Origin of the sequence: Bacteroides sp. 519, from assembly GCF_010500955.1 — a bacterium.
Classification (GTDB): Bacteria; Bacteroidota; Bacteroidia; order Bacteroidales; family Bacteroidaceae; genus Bacteroides.
In genome coordinates, this window is record NZ_QVMJ01000024.1 from 64,040 (window position 1) to 84,186 (window position 20,147).

The 20,147-nt window shown below is 40.0% G+C and carries 17 protein-coding genes, 1 tRNA gene, 1 pseudogene and 1 riboswitch; of the genes and pseudogenes, 9 read left to right on the top strand and 10 right to left on the bottom strand.

All coding sequences use genetic code 11. From position 1 onward, the window contains the following. Window positions 1-38: 38 nt before the first annotated feature. From D0T85_RS17330 to thiD, 4 genes are all read right to left on the bottom strand, one after another. Entirely contained in the window at window positions 39-656 is a 618-nt protein-coding gene (locus D0T85_RS17330) for a thiamine phosphate synthase (RefSeq protein WP_163214786.1), read from the bottom strand. A 13-nt stretch (window positions 657-669) separates the two neighbouring features. Beyond that, window positions 670-1,290: a thiamine phosphate synthase gene (locus tag D0T85_RS17335; protein WP_163214787.1), complete on the bottom strand. Its 621-nt coding sequence runs from the start codon at window positions 1,288-1,290 to the stop codon at window positions 670-672. Beyond that, entirely contained in the window at window positions 1,271-1,471 is a 201-nt protein-coding gene (gene thiS / locus D0T85_RS17340; RefSeq protein ID WP_163214788.1) for a sulfur carrier protein ThiS, read from the bottom strand. The genes D0T85_RS17335 and thiS overlap by 20 nt, the downstream gene beginning before the upstream one ends. After that, on the bottom strand, window positions 1,468-2,301 hold the full coding sequence (gene thiD, locus D0T85_RS17345; RefSeq protein WP_163214789.1) for a bifunctional hydroxymethylpyrimidine kinase/phosphomethylpyrimidine kinase: 834 nt from the start codon (window positions 2,299-2,301) through the stop codon (window positions 1,468-1,470). The genes thiS and thiD overlap by 4 nt, the downstream gene beginning before the upstream one ends. Next, window positions 2,292-2,384, bottom strand: a riboswitch (TPP riboswitch). It overlaps the preceding gene by 10 nt. Window positions 2,385-2,500: 116 nt before the next feature. Here thiD and D0T85_RS17350 point away from each other — a divergent pair. Then, window positions 2,501-3,643 (top strand): annotated as a pseudogene (locus D0T85_RS17350) (AAA family ATPase); the annotation flags it as partial. A 63-nt stretch (window positions 3,644-3,706) separates the two neighbouring features. Here D0T85_RS17350 and asnS read toward each other — a convergent pair. The 3 genes from asnS to purB form a co-directional block, all read right to left on the bottom strand. After that, window positions 3,707-5,110, bottom strand: a complete 1,404-nt coding sequence (gene asnS / locus D0T85_RS17355) for an asparagine--tRNA ligase (protein WP_163214791.1) — start codon at window positions 5,108-5,110, stop codon at window positions 3,707-3,709. 155 nt (window positions 5,111-5,265) lie between these two features. Further along, window positions 5,266-6,936 carry a pseudouridine synthase gene (locus D0T85_RS17360; RefSeq protein ID WP_163214792.1) on the bottom strand — a complete coding sequence of 557 codons (1,671 nt, stop codon included), beginning with the start codon at window positions 6,934-6,936 and terminating at the stop codon, window positions 5,266-5,268. Window positions 6,937-6,988: 52 nt separating this feature from the next. Beyond that, window positions 6,989-8,335, bottom strand: a complete 1,347-nt coding sequence (gene purB / locus D0T85_RS17365) for an adenylosuccinate lyase (protein ID WP_163214793.1) — start codon at window positions 8,333-8,335, stop codon at window positions 6,989-6,991. Window positions 8,336-8,443: 108 nt separating this feature from the next. Between purB and D0T85_RS17370 the strand changes: the two genes are divergently transcribed. Continuing rightward, window positions 8,444-9,238 (top strand): triacylglycerol lipase, encoded by a 795-nt coding sequence (locus tag D0T85_RS17370; protein WP_163214794.1) that lies wholly within the window; start codon window positions 8,444-8,446, stop codon window positions 9,236-9,238. Window positions 9,239-9,550: 312 nt separating this feature from the next. Here the strand turns inward: D0T85_RS17370 and D0T85_RS17375 are convergent. Together D0T85_RS17375 and D0T85_RS22555 are read right to left on the bottom strand one after the other, a co-directional pair. Beyond that, window positions 9,551-9,623, bottom strand: a tRNA-Met gene (locus D0T85_RS17375). 125 nt (window positions 9,624-9,748) lie between these two features. Then, on the bottom strand, window positions 9,749-9,916 hold the full coding sequence (locus tag D0T85_RS22555; protein WP_203558518.1) for a hypothetical protein: 168 nt from the start codon (window positions 9,914-9,916) through the stop codon (window positions 9,749-9,751). A 177-nt stretch (window positions 9,917-10,093) separates the two neighbouring features. Here D0T85_RS22555 and D0T85_RS17380 point away from each other — a divergent pair, with 177 nt between their 5' ends. From D0T85_RS17380 to D0T85_RS17390, 3 genes are all read left to right on the top strand, one after another. Further along, entirely contained in the window at window positions 10,094-10,687 is a 594-nt protein-coding gene (locus D0T85_RS17380; RefSeq protein ID WP_163214795.1) for a TetR/AcrR family transcriptional regulator, read from the top strand. A gap of 96 nt (window positions 10,688-10,783) precedes the next feature. Then, the gene (fabG, locus tag D0T85_RS17385; RefSeq protein WP_163214796.1) at window positions 10,784-11,530 is read left to right on the top strand and encodes a 3-oxoacyl-[acyl-carrier-protein] reductase; all 747 of its coding nucleotides are present in this window, start codon (window positions 10,784-10,786) and stop codon (window positions 11,528-11,530) included. Between the two features lies 1 nt (window position 11,531). Further along, a complete protein-coding gene (locus tag D0T85_RS17390; protein WP_163214797.1) occupies window positions 11,532-12,194 on the top strand; it encodes an RluA family pseudouridine synthase in 663 nt (220 codons plus the stop codon). A 557-nt stretch (window positions 12,195-12,751) separates the two neighbouring features. On the opposite strand, the gene D0T85_RS17395 is transcribed toward D0T85_RS17390, so the two are convergent. Next, window positions 12,752-14,104, bottom strand: coding sequence for a sigma-54 dependent transcriptional regulator (locus D0T85_RS17395; RefSeq protein ID WP_163214798.1), 1,353 nt, complete (start codon window positions 14,102-14,104; stop codon window positions 12,752-12,754). A gap of 88 nt (window positions 14,105-14,192) precedes the next feature. Between D0T85_RS17395 and D0T85_RS17400 the strand changes: the two genes are divergently transcribed. The 4 genes from D0T85_RS17400 to D0T85_RS17415 all read left to right on the top strand — a co-directional run bounded on the left by D0T85_RS17400 (window position 14,193) and on the right by D0T85_RS17415 (window position 20,135). After that, window positions 14,193-15,020 (top strand): peptidylprolyl isomerase, encoded by an 828-nt coding sequence (locus D0T85_RS17400; RefSeq protein ID WP_163214799.1) that lies wholly within the window; start codon window positions 14,193-14,195, stop codon window positions 15,018-15,020. Then, window positions 15,017-16,258: a pitrilysin family protein gene (locus D0T85_RS17405; protein ID WP_163214800.1), complete on the top strand. Its 1,242-nt coding sequence runs from the start codon at window positions 15,017-15,019 to the stop codon at window positions 16,256-16,258. Before D0T85_RS17400 ends, D0T85_RS17405 begins: the two co-directional genes overlap by 4 nt. Beyond that, a complete protein-coding gene (locus D0T85_RS17410) occupies window positions 16,242-17,588 on the top strand; it encodes an MATE family efflux transporter (protein WP_163214801.1) in 1,347 nt (448 codons plus the stop codon). The genes D0T85_RS17405 and D0T85_RS17410 overlap by 17 nt, the downstream gene beginning before the upstream one ends. Before the next feature lie 258 nt (window positions 17,589-17,846). Beyond that, the gene (locus D0T85_RS17415) at window positions 17,847-20,135 is read left to right on the top strand and encodes an ATP-binding protein (protein WP_163214802.1); all 2,289 of its coding nucleotides are present in this window, start codon (window positions 17,847-17,849) and stop codon (window positions 20,133-20,135) included. Window positions 20,136-20,147 lie beyond the last annotated feature (12 nt).

A 20,147-nucleotide genomic window follows, 5' to 3' on the forward strand; every position in this document is an offset into this window, starting at 1 on the left:
TCAAAAGGAATACCATTATGTATTGAACGTGATGCTACTTATATGAAAGTTAAAATCCGGTTTGTTTCCATTATCGGGTCATCAGCTTGTAATATGGTTGATGATAAAGCAATACCGGCAATACCAGTGCGCATCAATACTGGGATATCGTTCAATGTAATTCCGCCAATAGCCAGAATGGGGATATCTATGCTGTGCAGCCTGCATTGGGCTATTATCTCCTGATAACCGGATAGTCCGAGAACGGGACTAAGATTCTTTTTGGTGGTTGTGAAACGGAATGGTCCCAGCCCAATGTAATCTACTCCCTGCGAAACAAGGTGCCGGATATCTTCGAAAGTATTGGCTGTTCCACCAATCACAAAATTGTTTCCCAGTATTTTTCTGGCTTCGGCAGGTGGCATATCCAGCTTACCAAGGTGAACGCCGGTAGCTTTTACATTCAGGCAAACCTGTACATGATCGTCAATGTAAAGTTGGGCACCGTAAGCATCGCACAATTCTTTGGTTTTGATGGCTGTTTGTTCTACTTCGGCAACTGGTGAGTCTTTCATCCGGAGCTGTATATTTTTGCAACCTCCTTTCAATGCAATTTCTGCCGATTGCAGATAGGTATATCTATCAGTACAATGGGTGATAAATAATAATCCGTTCATATTGTGTTCTTTTTCATAACTTGTTTTGTAATCTATAAAACCGGGTAAGCAGTGCATCTATATCCCCATCCAGGTGAAAATTACCCCAAAGTGAACCCAGAACAGCCACCCCTCCAAAACCATAACCGGCTACCAGCGGAATTTTATCTATTGATATTCCGCCTAATGCGTATATCCGGTGATTAATAATCCCTTTATCCCTTGCAGCAATTAACTCGCTGTTTGTGAATGCTTTATTATATCCTGTTTTAGAGATACTATCGAATATAGGACTCAGAAAGCCATACTCCCAGTTGTCCGTATCGGTTAATTCACTCAAGGAATGAAACGATTTACTAATCGTTAGAGACTCTTTTTGCGGAGGCTCCGGGTTTCTTCGGTTAAGATGTACTCCTTTTATTGTATATTCTCCGGCAAGCGAAAAATGATCGTGCAGCATAATCCGGGTACGATACTCCGGTTTAATTTCTTCCAGAATAGCGGCCAGTTGTTGTTGGGTGGAGTAAGGTTTCCGCAGATGCAAAGTCTCTAACCCTTCTTTAAACAACAGGTTTATGATGGCCGCTTCATTATACAACTCCTTTTCGGGCGTAATAACAATTAGTTTCATCTGGCTATCCTCCCGATACGGCATGGATTAGCATCAGTTCTACTCCATCAGTCAGTAGTACTTCTGTCCATCGGGCTTTGGGTATTACTTCATAATCAATAGCTACGGCAATTCCAAGTAGTTTAATGCCTGTACTCTCCATAAAATCGGCAAGGGATATGCCTTCTTTAACCTCGTACGGTTTTTGGTTTACATAAACAGTCATATCTTTTTTGTTTTTAGTGGTTGCGGCGAAAAGAAGTGATTTAGCGGTCCGTTTCCTTGTCCGGTGGTGATATCTTTTCCGGCTTCAATGGCAGCAGTTATGTAACTCTTTGCCATCTCCACCGATTTAATCAGCTCGTACCCTTGCGCCAAACAGGCCGTTATGGCCGATGCATACGTACAACCGGTACCGTGCAGATTGTTCGACTTTACAAACGGTACAGAAAAAGAAACGGGAGATTGATTGGGGGTAAAAAGAATATCGGTAGATTGTTTGCCTGCCCGATGGCCTCCTTTAATTAAAAGAGCACAACATCCCTCGGCCAGCAATACATCGGCTGCCCGGTGTATATCGTTTTCGTTGTTTATCTCAATGCCCGATAGCCTGGCTGCTTCGGGGATATTGGGAGTTATCAGCGTTGCTCGCTTGTATAATAATGAGCGAAAGGCAGAGATAGCCTTATCCGAAGTCAGTTGCGAGCCGCTGGTTGAAACCAGTACGGGATCAACAACCAGATTCGGCAGCTTGTACTGGTCTATGGTTTGGGCAACTACCTCAATGATTTCGGCATTGGGCAACATTCCGGTTTTAACGGCATCAATAGTGATGTCGCTTAATACAGTTTGCAGTTGTGTGCGTATAATTTGGGGGGATAATACTTCTACCGAACGGACTTCGTGCGTATTTTGAGCGGTAATAGCTGTTATTACAGATGTTCCGAATATGCCCAGAGCGGCAAAGGTTTTCAGATCAGCCTGAATGCCTGCCCCACCTCCACTATCGGAGCCGGCAATAGTTAATGCGGTAAAATATCTTTGTTTTGGTTCCATAATCTCATTCCTACGGCGGCATTATCCGCATCAGGTTATAAGGGTTTAATCTCAGCCATAAGTAGGCACCCCTTGATGATGGTGGCAAAGGTAAGTATTTTAGTTGAAAGATGAAAGATGAGTATTGAAAGTTAACTCTAAATGATTACATTTGTGTTTTAGAGTAAACTGTAATGCTCGAATAACTGTTATAGATAGTATGAATAATTCAGCCGATACCCGTTTCCCCCGTCGTTATCCCATAGGTATACAAAGTTTTGAAAAACTTCGTAGCGAGGGCTATCTGTATGTAGATAAAACATCACAGATGTATAAACTGATTCAGATGGGCAACCCTTATTTCCTGAGCCGTCCTCGTCGGTTTGGTAAAAGTTTGATGCTTTCTACTTTAGAGGCTTACTTTCTGGGAAAGAAAGAACTTTTCAAAGGGCTCTTTATTGAAACAGTAGAAAAAGACTGGAAAACATATCCTGTAATTAAGCTCAGTTTGAATGCGGAAAGGTATGAAAACCGACAAAGCTTGTATGATATACTTGAGCGGAAACTCCTTGAATGGGAAGAGTTGTACGAAACCGGTGGTAAAGGAATTACTCATTCCGGACGCTTTATGGAAGTAATTAAAAGTGCTTATGAAAAGACAGGGCTTCGTGTTGTGGTACTAATTGATGAATATGATAAACCTCTCTTGCGTAGTTTCCATGATGAAAAACTTCAAGATGATTTCCGTGAGATACTAACTGCTTTTTACACAGTACTTAAAGATGCTGATGAATGGATTCAATTTGTTTTTATTACTGGGGTTACTAAATTTGCTCAGGTAGGGATATTCAGTAATCTTAATCAATTAATGGATATCAGTTTCGATCCGCGCTTTGCCGATCTTTGTGGATTAACACAACAGGAAATAGAAGACAATTTTGCACCTGGATTAGAAACGCTTGCCCAAAACAATAACATATCTCGTGAGATGGCTGTACAAAGGCTTACCCGCATGTACGATGGTTATCATTTCAGTTACAACAATATGGTAGGAATGTTTAACCCGTTCAGTGTGTTGAATTGTTTGTCTTCGGGTATGTTTGAGCATTATTGGTTTGCCAGCGGTACACCTACTTTTCTGGTCGAAATGTTGAAGAAAACCGATATGGATTTGCGTGGACTTGAAGATATTGAAGTGTCAACTGTATTTTTAGCTTATGACCAGACAAATTGGGGAAATACTACACAAATGCTTTATCGAATGGGATATCTAACAATTAAATCGTATGATGAACGGTTTCGTATGTGTAAATTGGGATATCCGAATGAAGAAGTAAAATCAGGTTTATTACATTATACTACACACATAGCATAAAAAAGGGATACCCCCAAGAGTATCCCTCACATATATATTCAATACTTTTACTTAGAATTCCGCATTATTCGGTGTACGTGGGAAAGGAATCACATCACGAATATTGCTCATGCCTGTAACAAACAGTAATAAGCGTTCAAACCCAAGTCCGAAGCCAGAGTGGGGTGCAGTACCGTAACGGCGTGTATCCATGTACCACCAGATATCTTTTTCGGGTACTCCCATTTCTTTGGCACGACGCGACAGTTTCTCGTAATCCTCTTCACGTTGCGAACCACCAATAATTTCGCCAATCTTAGGGAACAGTACATCCATGGCACGAACTGTTTTACCATCTTCATTCTGTTTCATGTAGAATGATTTGATTTCTTTTGGGTAATCAGTCAAAATAACCGGCTTCTTGAAGTGGTTTTCCACCAGGTAACGTTCGTGTTCCGAAGCTAAATCGGCACCCCAGAATATTGGGAATTCAAACTTATGACCATCGGCTACAGCCTTTTCGAGTATTTCTACCCCTTCGGTATAAGTAAGACGTACAAATTCGTTTGAAAGAACAAAGTTCAAACGGTCAATCAATTCTTTGTCGAACATGTTGTTCAAGAACTGAATATCATCCATACAGTTATCTAATGCCCACTGCAAACAGTACTTGATGAAATCTTCGGCCAGTTGCATGTTGTCCTCAATTTCATTGAAAGCAACTTCCGGCTCAATCATCCAGAACTCTGCCAGGTGGCGTGGAGTATTTGAGTTTTCGGCACGGAATGTAGGACCAAATGTGTAAATCGCTCCCAATGACATTGCAGCCAACTCTCCTTCCAACTGACCGGATACTGTCAGGCTGGTTTGTTTTCCAAAGAAATCGTTCTTATAATCTATTGCTCCTGTTTCGTCGTGTTTCAGATCGTACAGGTTCATGGTAGTAACCTGAAACATTTGTCCGGCGCCTTCACAATCCGATCCTGTAACGATAGGAGTATGGAAATAGAAGAATCCCCTGTCGTGAAAGAACTTATGTATGGCAATAGCCATGTGGTGACGAATACGGAAGATAGCTCCAAATGTGTTGGTACGTGGGCGCAAGTGAGCCACTTCGCGTAGAAATTCCATCGAGTGACCTTTCTTTTGCAAAGGATAAGTGTTATCGGCTGCACCAAGAACTTCGATTTCGGTAGCTTGTACCTCAGCGCTTTGACCAGAGCCTACCGACTCTGTCAATGTACCATTTACACTAATACATGCACCAGTAGTAATAAGTTTCAGCATCTCTTCGTCGAAGTTTGCCAAATCAACAACTACCTGTATATTATTTATTGTAGAACCGTCATTTAATGCGATGAAATTCACTTGTTTACTTCCTCTACGGGTGCGTACCCAACCTTTCACATTGATTGTTGTTCCAAATTTATCGGAAGCCAACAAATCGATAATCTTTGTTCTACTAATCTTTTCCATAAAATTTTTAATTTACGATTTACAAATTTACGATTTACGATTGAAATTACATTGTAAAATCAATTGTAAACCGTAAATCTGCAAATCTGCTCTTGTTATAATTGGTGATTCACGATGTTATTTTGATCGTAAATCGTAAATCGTCAAATTGTAAATCAAGTAAACGATCCCATTCTGAGGTAGCTTACTTCATTTTCGGTTAAATAACGCCAGTCGCCACGTCTTAGTCCCTTTTTAGTGAGTCCGGCAAAATAAACGCGGTCGAGCTTGATAACTCTGTAACCTAATGATTCGAATATACGACGAACAATACGATTTTGACCGGAGTGGATTTCGATTCCTACCATATCACGTTTGATATCGTCGACATAACTAATAGCATCAGCTTTTATTTCGGTTTCTTCGTCCAACTTAATACCGGCAAGTACTTGCTCCATATCAGCTTTGGTTACGTTCTTATCAGTTGTTACCTGGTATATTTTCTTTTTCAGGTATTGAGGGTGAGTAAGTTTTGATGCCAAGTCACCATCATTTGTTAACAACAGAACACCTGTAGTATTACGGTCGAGACGTCCAACAGGATAAATACGTTCAGTACAGGCTCCTTTTACAAAGTCCATTACTGTGCTACGTTCTTGTGGATCATCTGATGTTGTTACACAGTTCTTAGGTTTATTTAAAAGGATATATACCTTACGTTCAATACTTACAGCCTCATTGTGAAACTTAACAAGGTCTGTACGTTTGATTTTTGTTCCTAATTCTGTTACTACTTCATCATTTACAGTTACTACTCCTGAGGTGATAAATTCATCGGCCTCACGACGCGAACATACTCCGGCATTAGCCAGGAATTTATTTAAGCGGATTGGCTCATTAGGATCGGTGAACTGCTCCTTATATTCAATTCGTTTCTTTTGACTGTATTTAGCATTCGGATCATAATCTCCGGTACGGCGAACCGGACGCGAATATCCTCCTCCTTGCTGTCTGTAACCACCGCCGTTGTTATAACCACCGTTGTTGTAACCACCGCCATTGTTGTAATTGTTGCTTCCTCCGTTTGGAGTAAATCTAGGCCGGCGTGGACGATCGCTGGAGTTTCTGTTTCCATAACCACCGCTGTTTCCATAGCCACTATTGTTACCATAGTTGCTGTTTCCGTAACCGCCTCTGCTATTTCCATAGCTATTACCACTGTTTCCGTATGAATCACCGCTACTGTTAGGGTTGTATGAATTGCTTGTGATTTTACGTCTTGGCTTTTCAGTACCATCAGTGCTTTCGGCATTATTAGTACGGCTGTAGTTAGATGAACCTCTGTTGTAATCTGAATTCCTGTTATAATTGGAATTATAAGAACGTTGTGGACGATCACCTGTGTTGCGGTTGTATCCGCTACGGTTGTCGCTACCTTCTTCACGATTAAAACGTGGGCGATACTGACGTTCTCCACCTTCCCGGTTATATCCCGAGTTGTTGTCGTCCCTGTTATAGGAAGATCTTTGTGGACGATCGCCACTATTGCGGTTGTAGTTCGAAGAACGGTCGTTGCTACCATACCTATTGTACGAAGTGCGTTGTGGTCTGTCGCCATACGATGATCTTTCGCCATACGATGATCTTTCACCATACGGTCTGCTTGGGCGGCTTTCACGGTTATAGCTACTGTTATTGTCGCGATTATAGCTACTACTGTCTCGGTTATAGGAACGGTTGTTGTCATCCCGACGGTTGTACCCGTCTCTGTTGTAAACTCTGTTACCATCACGGCTGGCGTCTTCTTCATTGGAATTTTCGCGCCAAGATTCATTTTCTGTATTCATGCCTTTATTCGAATAAAATTATAACTAGTGGCCTCACGGCCTTTAATTCAGACTAGATTCCCGTATAATTGCGGGGATTTATAGCTCTCAATTCTTTTTTAATATCTTCATTTACGTTTAATCCCTCAATAAATTCTTTTATCGACTTTTCGTTGATAGCTTCGTTTGTACGGGTTAACGCTTTTAATGCTTCGTAAGGGTTAGGATAGGCTTCTCTACGTAAAATGGTTTGAATTGCTTCGGCAACAACGCTCCAGCAATTATCCAAATCGTTGTAAATGGCAGCCTCGTTCAACAATAATTTACGCAATCCTTTCAGCGAGCTTTGTATAGCTATCGAAATATGGCCTAATGGCACGCCTACGTTGCGCAACACAGTTGAGTCTGTAAGGTCGCGTTGTAAACGGGATATGGGTAATTTAGCCGATAGATGTTCCAGTAATGCACTGGCTATTCCCAGATTACCTTCGGCATTTTCAAAGTCAATAGGGTTAACCTTATGAGGCATGGCACTTGAACCTACTTCGCCTGCTTTGATTTTTTGCTTGAAGTACTCCATTGAGATATATTGCCAGAAATCCCTGTTCATATCAATCATAATGGTGTTGATGCGTTTCAGTGCATCAAAAACAGCCGACAGATTGTCGTAATTGGATATCTGGGTAGTATATTCTTCGCGTTCTAAGCCAAGGTTTTCTTTCACAAACCGATTGCCAAAAGCTTTCCAGTCAATTCCGGGATAGGCCACATTGTGTGCATTGAAGTTACCTGTTGCGCCTCCAAATTTGGCTGTAAACGGAATGTTGTTCAGTATTTCCATTTGCTTTTCCATGCGGTATGCAAATACCATCACTTCCTTGCCTAAGCGGGTTGGTGATGCTGGCTGACCGTGGGTTTTTGCAAGCATAGGAATATCTTTCCACTCATTAGCATATTGCTTAAGTTGGTCGATAAGTTCGTTCATCAACGGATTGTACACTTCTTGAATTGCATCTTTTACCGAAAGCGGTACAGAAGTATTATTGATATCCTGCGATGTAAGTCCGAAGTGTATAAACTCTTTATACGCATCCAGTCCACCCAGTTTGTCGAATTCCTCTTTCAGGAAATATTCTACAGCTTTTACATCGTGATTGGTTACACTCTCTATGTTCTTAACACGTTGAGCATCTTCTTCTGTAAAATTGCGATAGATGTTTCGGAGTGATTCGTATGTTTCGGGTTTGAGCCCGGTTAATTGCGGCAAGGGAAGATTGCATAGTGCAATAAAGTATTCCACTTCTACCTGTACCCTGTATTTAATAAGAGCAAATTCAGAGAAATAATTAGCAAAAGCTTCAGTTTTGCCTCTATATCGACCGTCAATAGGAGATATTGCGGTAAGTTGATCCAGTTTCATAGTTTGATTGATGTATTATCAGACTGCAAAAATAACTATTTTTATTGACTCTGGGGATATGTTCGACATAAAGTTTGTATCTTGCCCCTTAAAATAATAAAAATAACTTTGAAAAGTTTATTCTATTACATGAGTGTTACACTAAAATATCCTTTAATTCTTGTACATGGTATTGCAGCGAAAGACAATACTCTTTTTTGGGGACGGATTCCCTCTGTATTGAAACGTAGTGGAGTTAATGTGTTTTGGGGAAATATGGATTCGTGGGGAAATATTGAAACGAATGCGCAGTCTCTTCAAAAGTCTGTTGATGCAGTTTTAAATCAAACAGGAGCTTCTAAAGTAAATATTATTGCACATTCAAAAGGCGGAATTGATGCACGGTATCTTATCAGTAGTTTAGGATATGCAAACAAGATAGCAAGTTTAACAACAGTTTCTACTCCTCATCGGGGAGTAGAAATTGTAGATTATATTCTTGGATTTAAGCAAATACAGACACCTCTGGCGCGCAAGATAGCAGAGTTTCTTGCGAAACTGTATGGCGATAAAGCTCCCAATCCATATGGAGCAACTATCGATTTATCGACAAAAAGCATGAAAGAGTTTAATTTGAAAAATCCGGATAGTACAGACGTTTATTACTGCAGTTGTTGTGCTGTATTGAAGAATAGTTTTGATGATCTCTCTTATTTTCTTACCTATAATTATATAAAGAAGGTTGCCGGACACAATGATGGTATCATAAGTGCCCAATCGGCCGAGTGGGGCGAGAATTTCTATCTGATACATGGTGCCTCGCATGCAGAAATTGTCGATATTAAAAGAAAAAGCATTTCGGGTTTAAATATTCCGGGAGAATATATGAAAATGGTGGAAGATTTAATATCGAAGGGATTCTGATTACGCAACGAATGGTGTTGTAAAAGCCAGACCTCCCAGTAAATATTTTATTTTCATGATAATAGGTTGTCGATATCACCAACGTTAATATAAAAAAAAGGTAGACGAATACAACCGTATGTCAAATTTCATCCATTCATAAATCAGTACTAATTTTTATGCTGCAAATCGTGATTTCAAAATGCTGCATTTCACACTTTCAAAATGCAGCATTTCGATTGAACGAAATGCAGCATTTTAGCATCTGGGGTCAGCCCCATAACCCTATTAACTAAAAAAGCGCTTAAGGATTCCTTAAGCGCTTTTTCTAAGTTGCGGAGGCAAGACTCGAACTTACGACCTTTGGGTTATGAGCCCAACGAGCTACCAACTGCTCCACTCCGCGATGTTTTGTGAGTGCAAAGGTACTGCTTTTTTTATAAGAAACAAATAATTCGATAATTATTTTTATTTATTTCTGGTCGACAATTCGTAATTTGCTGATATATAGTATTGTATTAAGTTGTTTTTTTAATCATTATTATCGTCCTCATCAACGAAATTATTTAAGTCGAAGGATAATTGCACATATTCATCTTCCAGAATCTTCTTAATATTTGTCGGAGTATCTGCCGGCATATTTTCCAACCGTTCTTTGGCCAGTTGTACTTCTTGTTCTAATCTATCTCTATTACTCATAATTATATGTTTTATAAATTAAACACCTGTGTTGGCAAAGTTGTTCATACGTAACTTAATGCAACTTGGCGTTTCAACTGTTGTTAAGTTTTAAATGTTAATAATAACCCTGTTTTTTTTGTATTGTATAAAATAAAAAAGTATTTTTGCTCACATTATTAAGCAATGTGCAATTTTATGCCTGTATCAAAAACAAGAGCCAAGTTAGTAGATATTGCCCGTCAGCTTTTTGCTAAGACGGGAGTAGAAGGTACTACCATGAATGACATCGCCGTTGCTTCAAAAAAAGGAAGAAGAACACTCTATACCTATTTTAAAAGCAAAGACGAGGTTTATCTTGCTGTAGTACAGTCTGAACTGGAAATCCTTTCCGAAACATTGACGCGTGTTGTGGAACGAAGCATATCGCCCGAACGCAAAATTGTGGAACTGATTTATACACGTTTGGACGTAGTGAAAGAAGTAGTGTATCGTAATGGTACATTAAGAGCCGATTTTTTCCGCGATATATGGCGTGTGGAAAATGTGCGTAAGAGATTTGATTGCAAAGAACGACAATTGTTCCGCAAAGTATTGCAAGAAGGACAGGAAAAAGGCGTTTTCCATGTTGACGATGTGGATATGACTGCCGACCTGATACATTATTGCCTGAAAGGAATTGAAGTTCCTTATATCCGCGGACGTATTGGCGAAGGACTTGATTTATCAACTAAAAAGAAATATGTGGCCAACATAGTGTTTGGTGCACTGCATGCAACGAAAAAACAATAATTAGAGTACTGAGTTTTAAGTTGTGAGTTTTGAGTTCTATGCAGCATCAAAACTCATTACTCAAAACTCATTACTCAAAACTTTAAAACTTAAATTATGGGATTATTAGAAGGAAAAACTGCAATCGTAACCGGTGCTGCTCGTGGCATTGGTAAAGCTATCGCTTTGAAATTTGCTTCGGAAGGAGCTAATATTGCATTCACAGATTTGGCAATAGACGAAAATGCGTTGAATACAGAAAAAGAAATTGCCGCTTATGGTGTAAAAGCAAAAGGATATGCATCGAATGCAGCTGATTTTGAAGATACAGCTAAGGTAGTAGCTGAAATACATAAAGAATTTGGTCGCATAGATATCCTGGTAAACAATGCAGGTATCACCCGCGATGGTTTAATGATGCGTATGAGCGAGCAACAATGGGATATGGTTATCAATGTAAACCTCAAATCGGCATTTAACTTTATCCATGCTTGTACACCTGTAATGATGCGTCAGAAGGGTGGTAGCATTATCAATATGTCGTCGGTTGTGGGTGTATCGGGTAATGCCGGACAATGTAACTATTCGGCATCAAAAGCTGGTATGATTGGTTTGGCTAAATCTATAGCAAAAGAATTAGGCTCACGCGGAATCCGTGCCAATGCTATTGCTCCCGGATTTATTATCACTGAAATGACCGACCAACTTACCGATGAAGTAAAAGCCGAATGGGCAAAAACAATTCCTTTACGTCGTGGAGGTACTCCCGAGGATGTTGCAAATGTAGCAACGTTCCTTGCATCTGATATGTCGTCGTATGTTTCGGGCCAGGTATTGCTTTGCGATGGCGGTATGAATATGTAATATGACTGTTGTTTACGAAGACAACCATATAGTAGTTGTAAATAAAGCACCCTCGGAAATAGTTCAGGGTGATAAAACAGGAGATATTCCTTTATCGGAAACGGTAAAGGAATATTTGAAAGAGAAATATCAGAAACCGGGAAATGTGTTTCTTGGAGTTACCCATCGGTTAGACAGGCCTGTTAGCGGATTAGTGATCTTTGCCAAAACCAGCAAAGCGCTTTCGCGCCTCAACGAAATGTTTAGAACCGGTGACGTTAAAAAGACCTATTGGGCCATTGTTAAAAACGCTCCCGAGCATACCGAGGGTGAGTTGGTGCACTATCTGGTGCGAAACGAAAAGCAAAACAAAAGCTATGCTTATCCTAAAGAGGTACCCAACTCTAAAAAAGCTATCCTTGATTATAAACTGATTGCCCGATCGGATAATTACTATCTGCTTGAAATTGATTTGAAAACAGGACGGCATCATCAGATACGTTGCCAACTTGCTAAAATGGGGTGTCCCATTAAAGGAGATTTGAAGTATGGGTTTCCACGCTCAAATCCGGATGGCAGTATCAGTTTGCATGCGCGAACAGTAAGTTTCATTCATCCGGTTTCGAAAGAAAAGATAGAACTTGAAGCACCTGTGCCTGAAGATAATCTTTGGAAGGGTTTCTAATGTGTCAATGTGCAAATATGCCAATATGCCAATTGGCTGCGCATTAAAATTGGCACATTAGAAATTGGCACATTGACATATTAGCATATTGGCACATTAAAAAAGCTGCTCCCAGAATAGACAAGGGGGAACAGCTTTCTTAAATGTGCTTAATACATTCAGCAAAATTGGCCGCTAGGTACCACACCCAGCGGCTCAACTGCCAATTCTCTGTCTCAAGGCTCTCTAGCCGTAGATTTTGGGGTCACACTTCATCTCCATTTTTATGCACTCTGTTTTCTCTCTCTTATTGATCAACCATTTGGGGTTTCGAGATAAAAGTGTGTAACCACCGACACAAACATTCACAATGTAGTTAACAGCTTTTTTATAGTTAAGGTTTATTATTATGTCTGTTAACCGAAGTTTTTCACACTTAATATATGCCAAAGCTTGTGCCAAACTGGGCGGAAAAAGTTTGTTCGTTGATATTCAGTGGGTTAGGTAGAGTGGGGAAGTGTGCCAAAGTGTGGACCTGTGTGGAAACTGTGGAAACAACTGTGGAATTTTTCCACAGTTTACACATCAAGACCGTATAGCTTTATTTTATTGTAGAGGGTTTTTCTGTCTATATTCAAAAGTTGCGCAGCTTTACTTTTATTATATCCGGTGCGCTTTAATACTTCCAGAATATGTTCTTTCTCAGTATTTTCGTCGTGTAAAGCCAGGTTATTGGTAGCAGGAGCAGTAACGGTAGGAGTGGAGGTAGCCGTTAACTCATCATCTAAATCGTTGGTAGTGATGTATTCGCCCTGTGCCAACAATGTTGCCCGCTTTATAATATTCTTCATTTGGCGCAGGTTGCCTGGCCAGTGATATTCTAAAATAGTTGATGAGGCTTTATCATCGAAACCTTTTATGTCTTTGTGGAACTCTTCTTTTGCATGTTCAAGAAACAAGTTTGCAAATAACAGAATATCTTCTTTTCTCTCCTTCAGTGCAGGTATATGAAGCGTAAACTCATTGATACGGTGATATAAATCTTCCCTGAAGTTCCCTTTCTCAATGGCCTGTTCCAGATTCTCGTTAGTGGCCGATATCAACCGGATGTCAACCTCTACTTCTTTGTTCGATCCAATTGGACGAATTCTTCGTTCTTGCAATGCCCGCAACAATTGTATCTGGATTTCGTATCCCAGATTACCAATCTCGTCGAGAAAGATAGTGCCGCCGTTTGCTTCAATAAATGCACCGGTTTTATCGGCTAAAGCACCAGTGAACGAACCTTTCATGTGGCCAAAAAATTCGGATGCAGCCAATTCCTTTGGAATAGCTCCACAGTCAATAGGGATAAAAGGTTTGTCTTTGCGATTGCTGAGTTCGTGTATTCTGCGTGCCACATATTCTTTACCTGTTCCACTTGCTCCGTTTATAAGCACAGACATATTGGTGGGTGCAACCAGTGCCACATAATTGTATAGCTTTTGTGCTGCCTCACTATCGCCTTCCAGATAAACAGTTGAACGTGGCGGACTTGTTACTCCTGTTGTTACAATTGGTTTCTTTTCGGTAGGAACAGACAATGCTTCGTTAATTTTATTCAGAAGTTCTTCGGGGTTTACTGGCTTGGCTATGTAATCGTTAGCGCCCAGCTTCATTGCTTGAACAGCCGATTGAATATCGGCATAGCTTGTCATAATGATAATTGGAATCTGCATTCCATTATCACCAATCCATTTCAGAAGAGATATACCATCACCATCCGGTAAACGTAAATCGGATAGTATAATATCAATCTTCTTCTTTTCAATACATTTCCTTGCGCGGGCAATATTACTTGCTGATGATACTTGAAAACCTTTTTTACTCAACCATGTTTCCAACATCATACCAAAAGTAATATCATCTTCGACAATCAGCAGAGATCTCATTGGCAGGTTTTTACTACTTTTACCACACAAAGGTAAAACTTTTATAATTAAATCGTACTTTTGCTGCAAATTATTAAAGAATTACGCAATGAAAACGAAATTATTCACACTATTATTTATTGCGGCTGCTGTATTTACAGCATGCCAATCAAACAAAAAACATAACTATATGGTAACGATTGAAACTACTATGGGTAATATCGTAGTGAAACTATACGATGAAACCCCTAAACACAGAGATAATTTTGTCAAATTGGCAAAAGAAGGAACTTACGAAGGCACCTTGTTTCACCGGGTTATAAAAGATTTCATGATTCAGGCCGGCGATCCGGATTCCAGAACAGCTACAAAGGGACAGATGCTAGGCAGTGGTGATGTTGGCTACACTATTCCTGCCGAGTTTGTGTATCCACAACTTTTTCATAAAAAAGGAGCACTGTCGGCTGCCCGTATGGGTGATAATGTAAATCCTGACAAAGAATCATCGGGCTGTCAATTTTATATTGTAACCGGTAAAGTGTACGATGAGGAAACTTTGTTGTCAATGGAAGCCAATAAGAATAACATGAATGCAAAGATTAACTCGTTATTCTATTCGTTGGCAGGCGAACACAGGGACGAAATCCAAAAGATGCAGCAGGCTAACGACACTGCCGGCTTGCAGAAACTGCAGGATAAACTGGAAGCAGAAGCTAAAAAGAAAGCTGCTAAAATGCCTGAATTCAAATTTACTCCCGAACAGATTAAAGCATATACTACAGTAGGAGGAACCCCTCATCTGGATAACGAATACACTGTGTTTGGCGAAATAGTAGAAGGCATGGATGTAGTAGAAAAGATTCAGGAGGTAGAAACCAACTCGCAGGATCGTCCGGAAGAAGATGTAAAAATCATCAAAGTAACTGTTTCAGAATGAAGATAAAGAAGCATACTCTGTCCAACGGATTGAGGCTTGTACATTCAGAGGATTTGAGCACACAAATGGTTGCCCTTAACATTTTATACAATGTGGGCGCCCGTGATGAAGACCCGGAGCATACCGGGTTTGCTCACCTTTTTGAGCACCTGATGTTCGAAGGGTCGGCTCATATACCCGATTATGATGAACCATTGCAGCTAGCCGGAGGAGAGAATAATGCATGGACCAATAACGACATCACCAACTACTACCTCACCATCCCCCATCAGAATGTAGAAACTGGCTTTTGGCTGGAGTCCGACCGCATGTTAAGTCTCGACTTCAACCTTAAAGGCCTTGATGTTCAAAAAGGAGTAGTGATGGAAGAGTTTAAGCAAAGATGTTTGAATCAGCCTTATGGCGATGTTGACCATCTAACCCGGGCGCAGGCATACAGTGTGCATCCTTATCAGTGGCCAACAATCGGAAAAGAATTATCGCATATTGCGAATGCTACACTCGATGAAGTAAAAGATTTCTTTTTCCGCTTCTATGCTCCCAACAATGCAATAATTGCTGTTACCGGAAATATATCTTTCGAAAAAGCTGTGGCACTAACCGAAAAATGGTTTGGACCCATTTCGCAGCGCGAGATTGCCAAAAGGAAACTACCACAAGAACCCCGGCAAACCGAACAAAAACGTATGGAAGTGTTGCGCGATGTTCCTGTCGACTCTTTGTTTATGAACTTTCACATGAGCGATAGGTTAAGCCCCGATTATTATGCTTTCGATATTCTATCGGATATATTAAGCAATGGTCAATCGAGCAGGTTGCAACAGCACTTGGTAAGAGATAAACGGATATTCTCGAGTATCGATGCCTATATATCGGGCAGTATAGATCCCGGTTTGTTTCAAATTAGCGGAAAACCCAACACAGGCATATCGCTGGAGCAGGCCGAACAAGCAGTTTGGGATGAATTGCAGATACTTCAAACCGAATTAATAAACAATCAGGAACTGGAAAAAGTAAAAAATAAGTTTGAATCGGGCCACATTTTCGGAAACATAAACTACCAGAGTGTTGCAACAAATCTGGCATGGTTCGAGTTGATTGGCAAAGCCGAAGATTTGGAGAAAGAAGTCGATAACTACCGTTCGGTAACCGTTTCCCATCTCAGGGATTTGGCCGGAAGAGCTTTCCAACCATCAAGCAGTTGTATATTATATTATAAAAATGGTAAGGTTAACTGAATATAAAGGACACTATAAAGCCCTTTTTGTTTTAGGAGTACCCATCGTGATTGGACAACTGGGGATGATTATCCTCGGCTTTGCCGATACACTTATGATTGGGCAACACAGCACAAACGGACTGGCAGCTGCCTCTTTTGTGAACAATCTTTTTAATCTCGCAATTATTTTCAGTACAGGTTTCTCCTATGGATTAACTCCCATAGTGGGTGGCATGTATGGACAAAAAAAACTAACCTCGGCCGGGCAGGCATTAAAAAACAGTATATTGGCAAACATGCTGATAGCATTGTTGCTCACATTAATAATGTTTTTGCTTTATCTTTTTATTGATAAACTAAGGCAACCCGAAGAACTTCTTCCTTTAATTAGACCATACTACATAATTCTTTTAATATCACTGGTGTTTGTAATGCTCTTTAATTCTTTCAAGCAATTTGCCGATGGCATAACAGATACCCAAACAGCCATGTGGATATTACTGGGAGGCAATACCTTGAATATTATTGGTAACTATGTGTTGATTTACGGTAAACTGGGTTTCCCCGAACTAGGATTGGTAGGTGCAGGAGTCAGCACATTGATTTCGCGCATTCTAATGGTAATGGTTTTTGCTTTCATCTTTTTTACAGCAAAAAGATTCGCCGAATATCGTGTAGGATTTAAACGTTTGAGCATCTCAAAAGCACTGTTTAAACAACTAAATAGCCTGGGATGGCCCATTGGCTTGCAGATGGGGATGGAAACAGCCTCTTTCAGCCTCAGTACCATAATGATTGGGTGGTTGGGAACAATTGCATTAGCCTCTCATCAGGTAATGCTTACCATATCTACCTTTGCTTTTATGATGTATTACGGTATGGGAGCCGCAATAGCCGTAAGAGTAAGTCATTTCCATGGGCAGAACGATTGGAAAAACGTTCGGCGGTCGGCCTTTGCCGGTTTCCACATCATCATGTTAATGGCATTGGTTTTTTCTACATTGTTGTTTTTGTTACGTTATCAATTAGGCACCTGGTTTACCGAGAGTGACGATGTTGTACTTACTGTAGTTTCGTTAACAGTGCCGTTATTACTCTATCAGTTTGGAGACGGTTTGCAAATTACCTTCGCAAATGCTCTGCGTGGAATTTCGGATGTAAAACCAATGATGTTGTTTGCGTTTATTTCTTATTTTCTTATATCATTGCCAGCCGGCTATTTCTTCGGATTTGTACTTGAATGGGGAACCTTGGGCGTTTGGATGGCATTTCCTTTTGGCTTAACCACAGCCGGCGTTTTATTCTGGCTCAGATTTAATAAAAAAACATTGAAGAAATTCAAACGCTAAGTTGCGCTAAGTTACGCAGAGTTTTTATTTCGATGCCGCAGGAAAACTAAAACTCCGCGTAACTTAGCGTAACTCAGCGTTTCAAAATTTCAACCACTAACTGAACCAGACAAGGTGTTCAATCTATCGACAATAAATATAATACGAACTAATTATGAACACTTAAAAAATAAATTATTATATTAGCGCATTGGAATATTTGACACATTAAATCACATTTTCGTATCGGCACATTGGCCGTATTCACATTAGAACCCTATGAGCAAACCTACCCGTTTTACGAAATTCAAAGTAGCTATTGGCTACTTAGTGTTATTAGGAATCATCTTTTATTCTTTACGCTATATCGAAAGAGAGTTGAATAATATGTCGGTTGTGGATAACAACCAATTGCTGCAAACCGATAGCTTATTGAATTTAATACGGGCAAAAGACGAAAATGCCCTGAGCATGTTACAGGATATTACTATTATAAATGATAGTATGATAACTGTAACAGAGAAAGAAGAAACAATTGCCATAAGAGATTCCATCATAGAACTGCAACGTGTACAACATAATGTAGTTGAAAGTCGCGACTCTATTGTAACCACACGAGCCAAAAAAGGATTCTTTAAAAGAGTAGCCGAAGTATTTGTACCATCGAACGATACCACCGTAACTGTAAAAAGCCAGGTGCAACAATCAACAGATACGCTGTTAAGCGATTATAAACCCCAAATAGCCCCTCAGCTGGTAAAAAGAGTTACCCGAACAAGAGAAGACACTCCTTTAAAAGCACTGAGACGAGGAAACGCCCGGTTGCGTCAAATTAACAATGTGATAAACGTTCAGATTGATAGTTTGATAAACGATTATAAAGAAGAAGTGTTTTTGCAAGCCAGGCGAGAAGCCGAAAAGCAACAAGAAGTACGCTTGCGTTCAACTAAAACAGTAACAGCAATAGCAGTAGGTGCCATTATGCTTGCTGCAATATTCCTGATAATTATTTGGTTTGATTTGCAACGCAACGCCAGATACAGACGAGAACTGGAAATTGCCAATAAACGAGCATCCGATTTGTTGAAAGCACGCGAAAACTTAATGCTTACCATAACACACGACTTTAAAGCTCCGCTTGGGTCTATTATTGGTTATATTGATTTGCTGGGCGATTCTATGGATGCCAACAATCAGCAACAGCTTTTCCTGAGCAATATGAAAAGCTCGTCCGACCATTTATTGAAGCTGGTGAACGATCTGCTTGATTTCCATCGATTGGATTTAAACAAGGTTCAGATTAATAAAACAACATTTAATCCGGCAGAGCTATTCGATGAAGTACGCATCAGTTTCGAGCCATTAACCACAAGCAAAGGGCTATACTTTAAATACGATATCGACCCACAACTAAACGGATATTATAACAGCGACCCATTGCGAATACGGCAGATAGTAACCAATCTGCTATCTAATGCAGTAAAGTTCACACCCAAAGGGAGTGTAGCTTTAACAGCTCAGTATCAGGCATCGTATGTAACAATAACTGTTTCGGATACCGGAAAAGGTATGAAACAGGAAGATAAAGAACGAATTTTTCAGGAATTTACCCGTTTGCCGGGTGCACAAGGCGAAGAAGGATTTGGGCTTGGTTTGTCTATTGTGCATAAACTGATTTATTTGCTTGGAGGTACCATTAAGGTTGAAAGCGAAATAGGAAAAGGTAGTAGCTTTACTGTTAGATTACCACTGGAAACGGCTCAATCTAAAGTACAGCAAAAGAACAGCAAACAACTTCCGGCTGAAAAAAGTATCCAATCTTTAAAAGTATTATTGATTGATGATGATAAACTTCAGTTAGACATGACCACTGCCATGTTGAAAAACAAAGGAATTACCGCCGTTGGTTGTGATCAACTGGATGATTTAACCGATTATTTGCGCAAAGAAAGATTCGATTTATTGCTAACCGATGTGCAAATGCCGGCAATGAATGGATTCGATTTGCTAAAATTGCTTCGTAATTCTAACATACCTCAGGCACAAACCATTCCGGTTATTGCAGTAACTGCCCGTAGCGAAATGAGTGGAGAAGACTACTGCAAACATGGCTTTAGTGGGTTTTTAAACAAACCATTCTCGGTAAACGATCTTCTGCAAGTTGTTGGATTAGGAAAGAAGGAGAGTAATAAAAAAGCTTCGCGAAAATCCAATAAACTAAACTTTGAAGCCTTAACAGCCTTCTCGGTCGACGATGAGAAAGCCGGAAAAGAAATAATCGAAAGCTTCATTACAGAAACAAGAAAGAATACCGAGAAAATGTGGCAAGCGCTTGTGGCAAAAGATGTAAATGGTGTAGCTGCTATGGCACATAAAATTGTTCCCTTGTTTACATTGGTAGGATCGAAAGATACAACCGATATTCTACTGGTGTTGGAAGGTAAAAAGGATACCAGTTTTACACCTGCAATAAAGCAACAAACAGAGGATGTTATACAAATGATCTACTCTGTTGTTAATCAGGCAGAACAATATCTTATACAGTTAAAAGAAAAAGGAAAGAGTTAATTATAGGAGTTA

What these genes read in the sequence shown, in the direction of transcription:
- D0T85_RS17330 (WP_163214786.1), bottom strand. Translation starts at nt 656, where the DNA reads ATGAACGGATTATTATTTATCACCCATTGTACTGATAGATATACCTAT.
- D0T85_RS17335 (WP_163214787.1), bottom strand. Translation starts at nt 1,290, where the DNA reads ATGCCGTATCGGGAGGATAGCCAGATGAAACTAATTGTTATTACGCCC.
- thiS (WP_163214788.1), bottom strand. Translation starts at nt 1,471, where the DNA reads ATGACTGTTTATGTAAACCAAAAACCGTACGAGGTTAAAGAAGGCATA.
- thiD (WP_163214789.1), bottom strand. Translation starts at nt 2,301, where the DNA reads ATGGAACCAAAACAAAGATATTTTACCGCATTAACTATTGCCGGCTCC.
- asnS (WP_163214791.1), bottom strand. Translation starts at nt 5,110, where the DNA reads ATGGAAAAGATTAGTAGAACAAAGATTATCGATTTGTTGGCTTCCGAT.
- D0T85_RS17360 (WP_163214792.1), bottom strand. Translation starts at nt 6,936, where the DNA reads ATGAATACAGAAAATGAATCTTGGCGCGAAAATTCCAATGAAGAAGAC.
- purB (WP_163214793.1), bottom strand. Translation starts at nt 8,335, where the DNA reads ATGAAACTGGATCAACTTACCGCAATATCTCCTATTGACGGTCGATAT.
- D0T85_RS22555 (WP_203558518.1), bottom strand. Translation starts at nt 9,916, where the DNA reads ATGAGTAATAGAGATAGATTAGAACAAGAAGTACAACTGGCCAAAGAA.
- D0T85_RS17380 (WP_163214795.1), top strand. Translation starts at nt 10,094, where the DNA reads ATGCCTGTATCAAAAACAAGAGCCAAGTTAGTAGATATTGCCCGTCAG.
- fabG (WP_163214796.1), top strand. Translation starts at nt 10,784, where the DNA reads ATGGGATTATTAGAAGGAAAAACTGCAATCGTAACCGGTGCTGCTCGT.
- D0T85_RS17390 (WP_163214797.1), top strand. Translation starts at nt 11,532, where the DNA reads ATGACTGTTGTTTACGAAGACAACCATATAGTAGTTGTAAATAAAGCA.
- D0T85_RS17395 (WP_163214798.1), bottom strand. Translation starts at nt 14,104, where the DNA reads ATGAGATCTCTGCTGATTGTCGAAGATGATATTACTTTTGGTATGATG.
- D0T85_RS17400 (WP_163214799.1), top strand. Translation starts at nt 14,193, where the DNA reads ATGAAAACGAAATTATTCACACTATTATTTATTGCGGCTGCTGTATTT.
- D0T85_RS17405 (WP_163214800.1), top strand. Translation starts at nt 15,017, where the DNA reads ATGAAGATAAAGAAGCATACTCTGTCCAACGGATTGAGGCTTGTACAT.
- D0T85_RS17410 (WP_163214801.1), top strand. Translation starts at nt 16,242, where the DNA reads ATGGTAAGGTTAACTGAATATAAAGGACACTATAAAGCCCTTTTTGTT.
- D0T85_RS17415 (WP_163214802.1), top strand. Translation starts at nt 17,847, where the DNA reads ATGAGCAAACCTACCCGTTTTACGAAATTCAAAGTAGCTATTGGCTAC.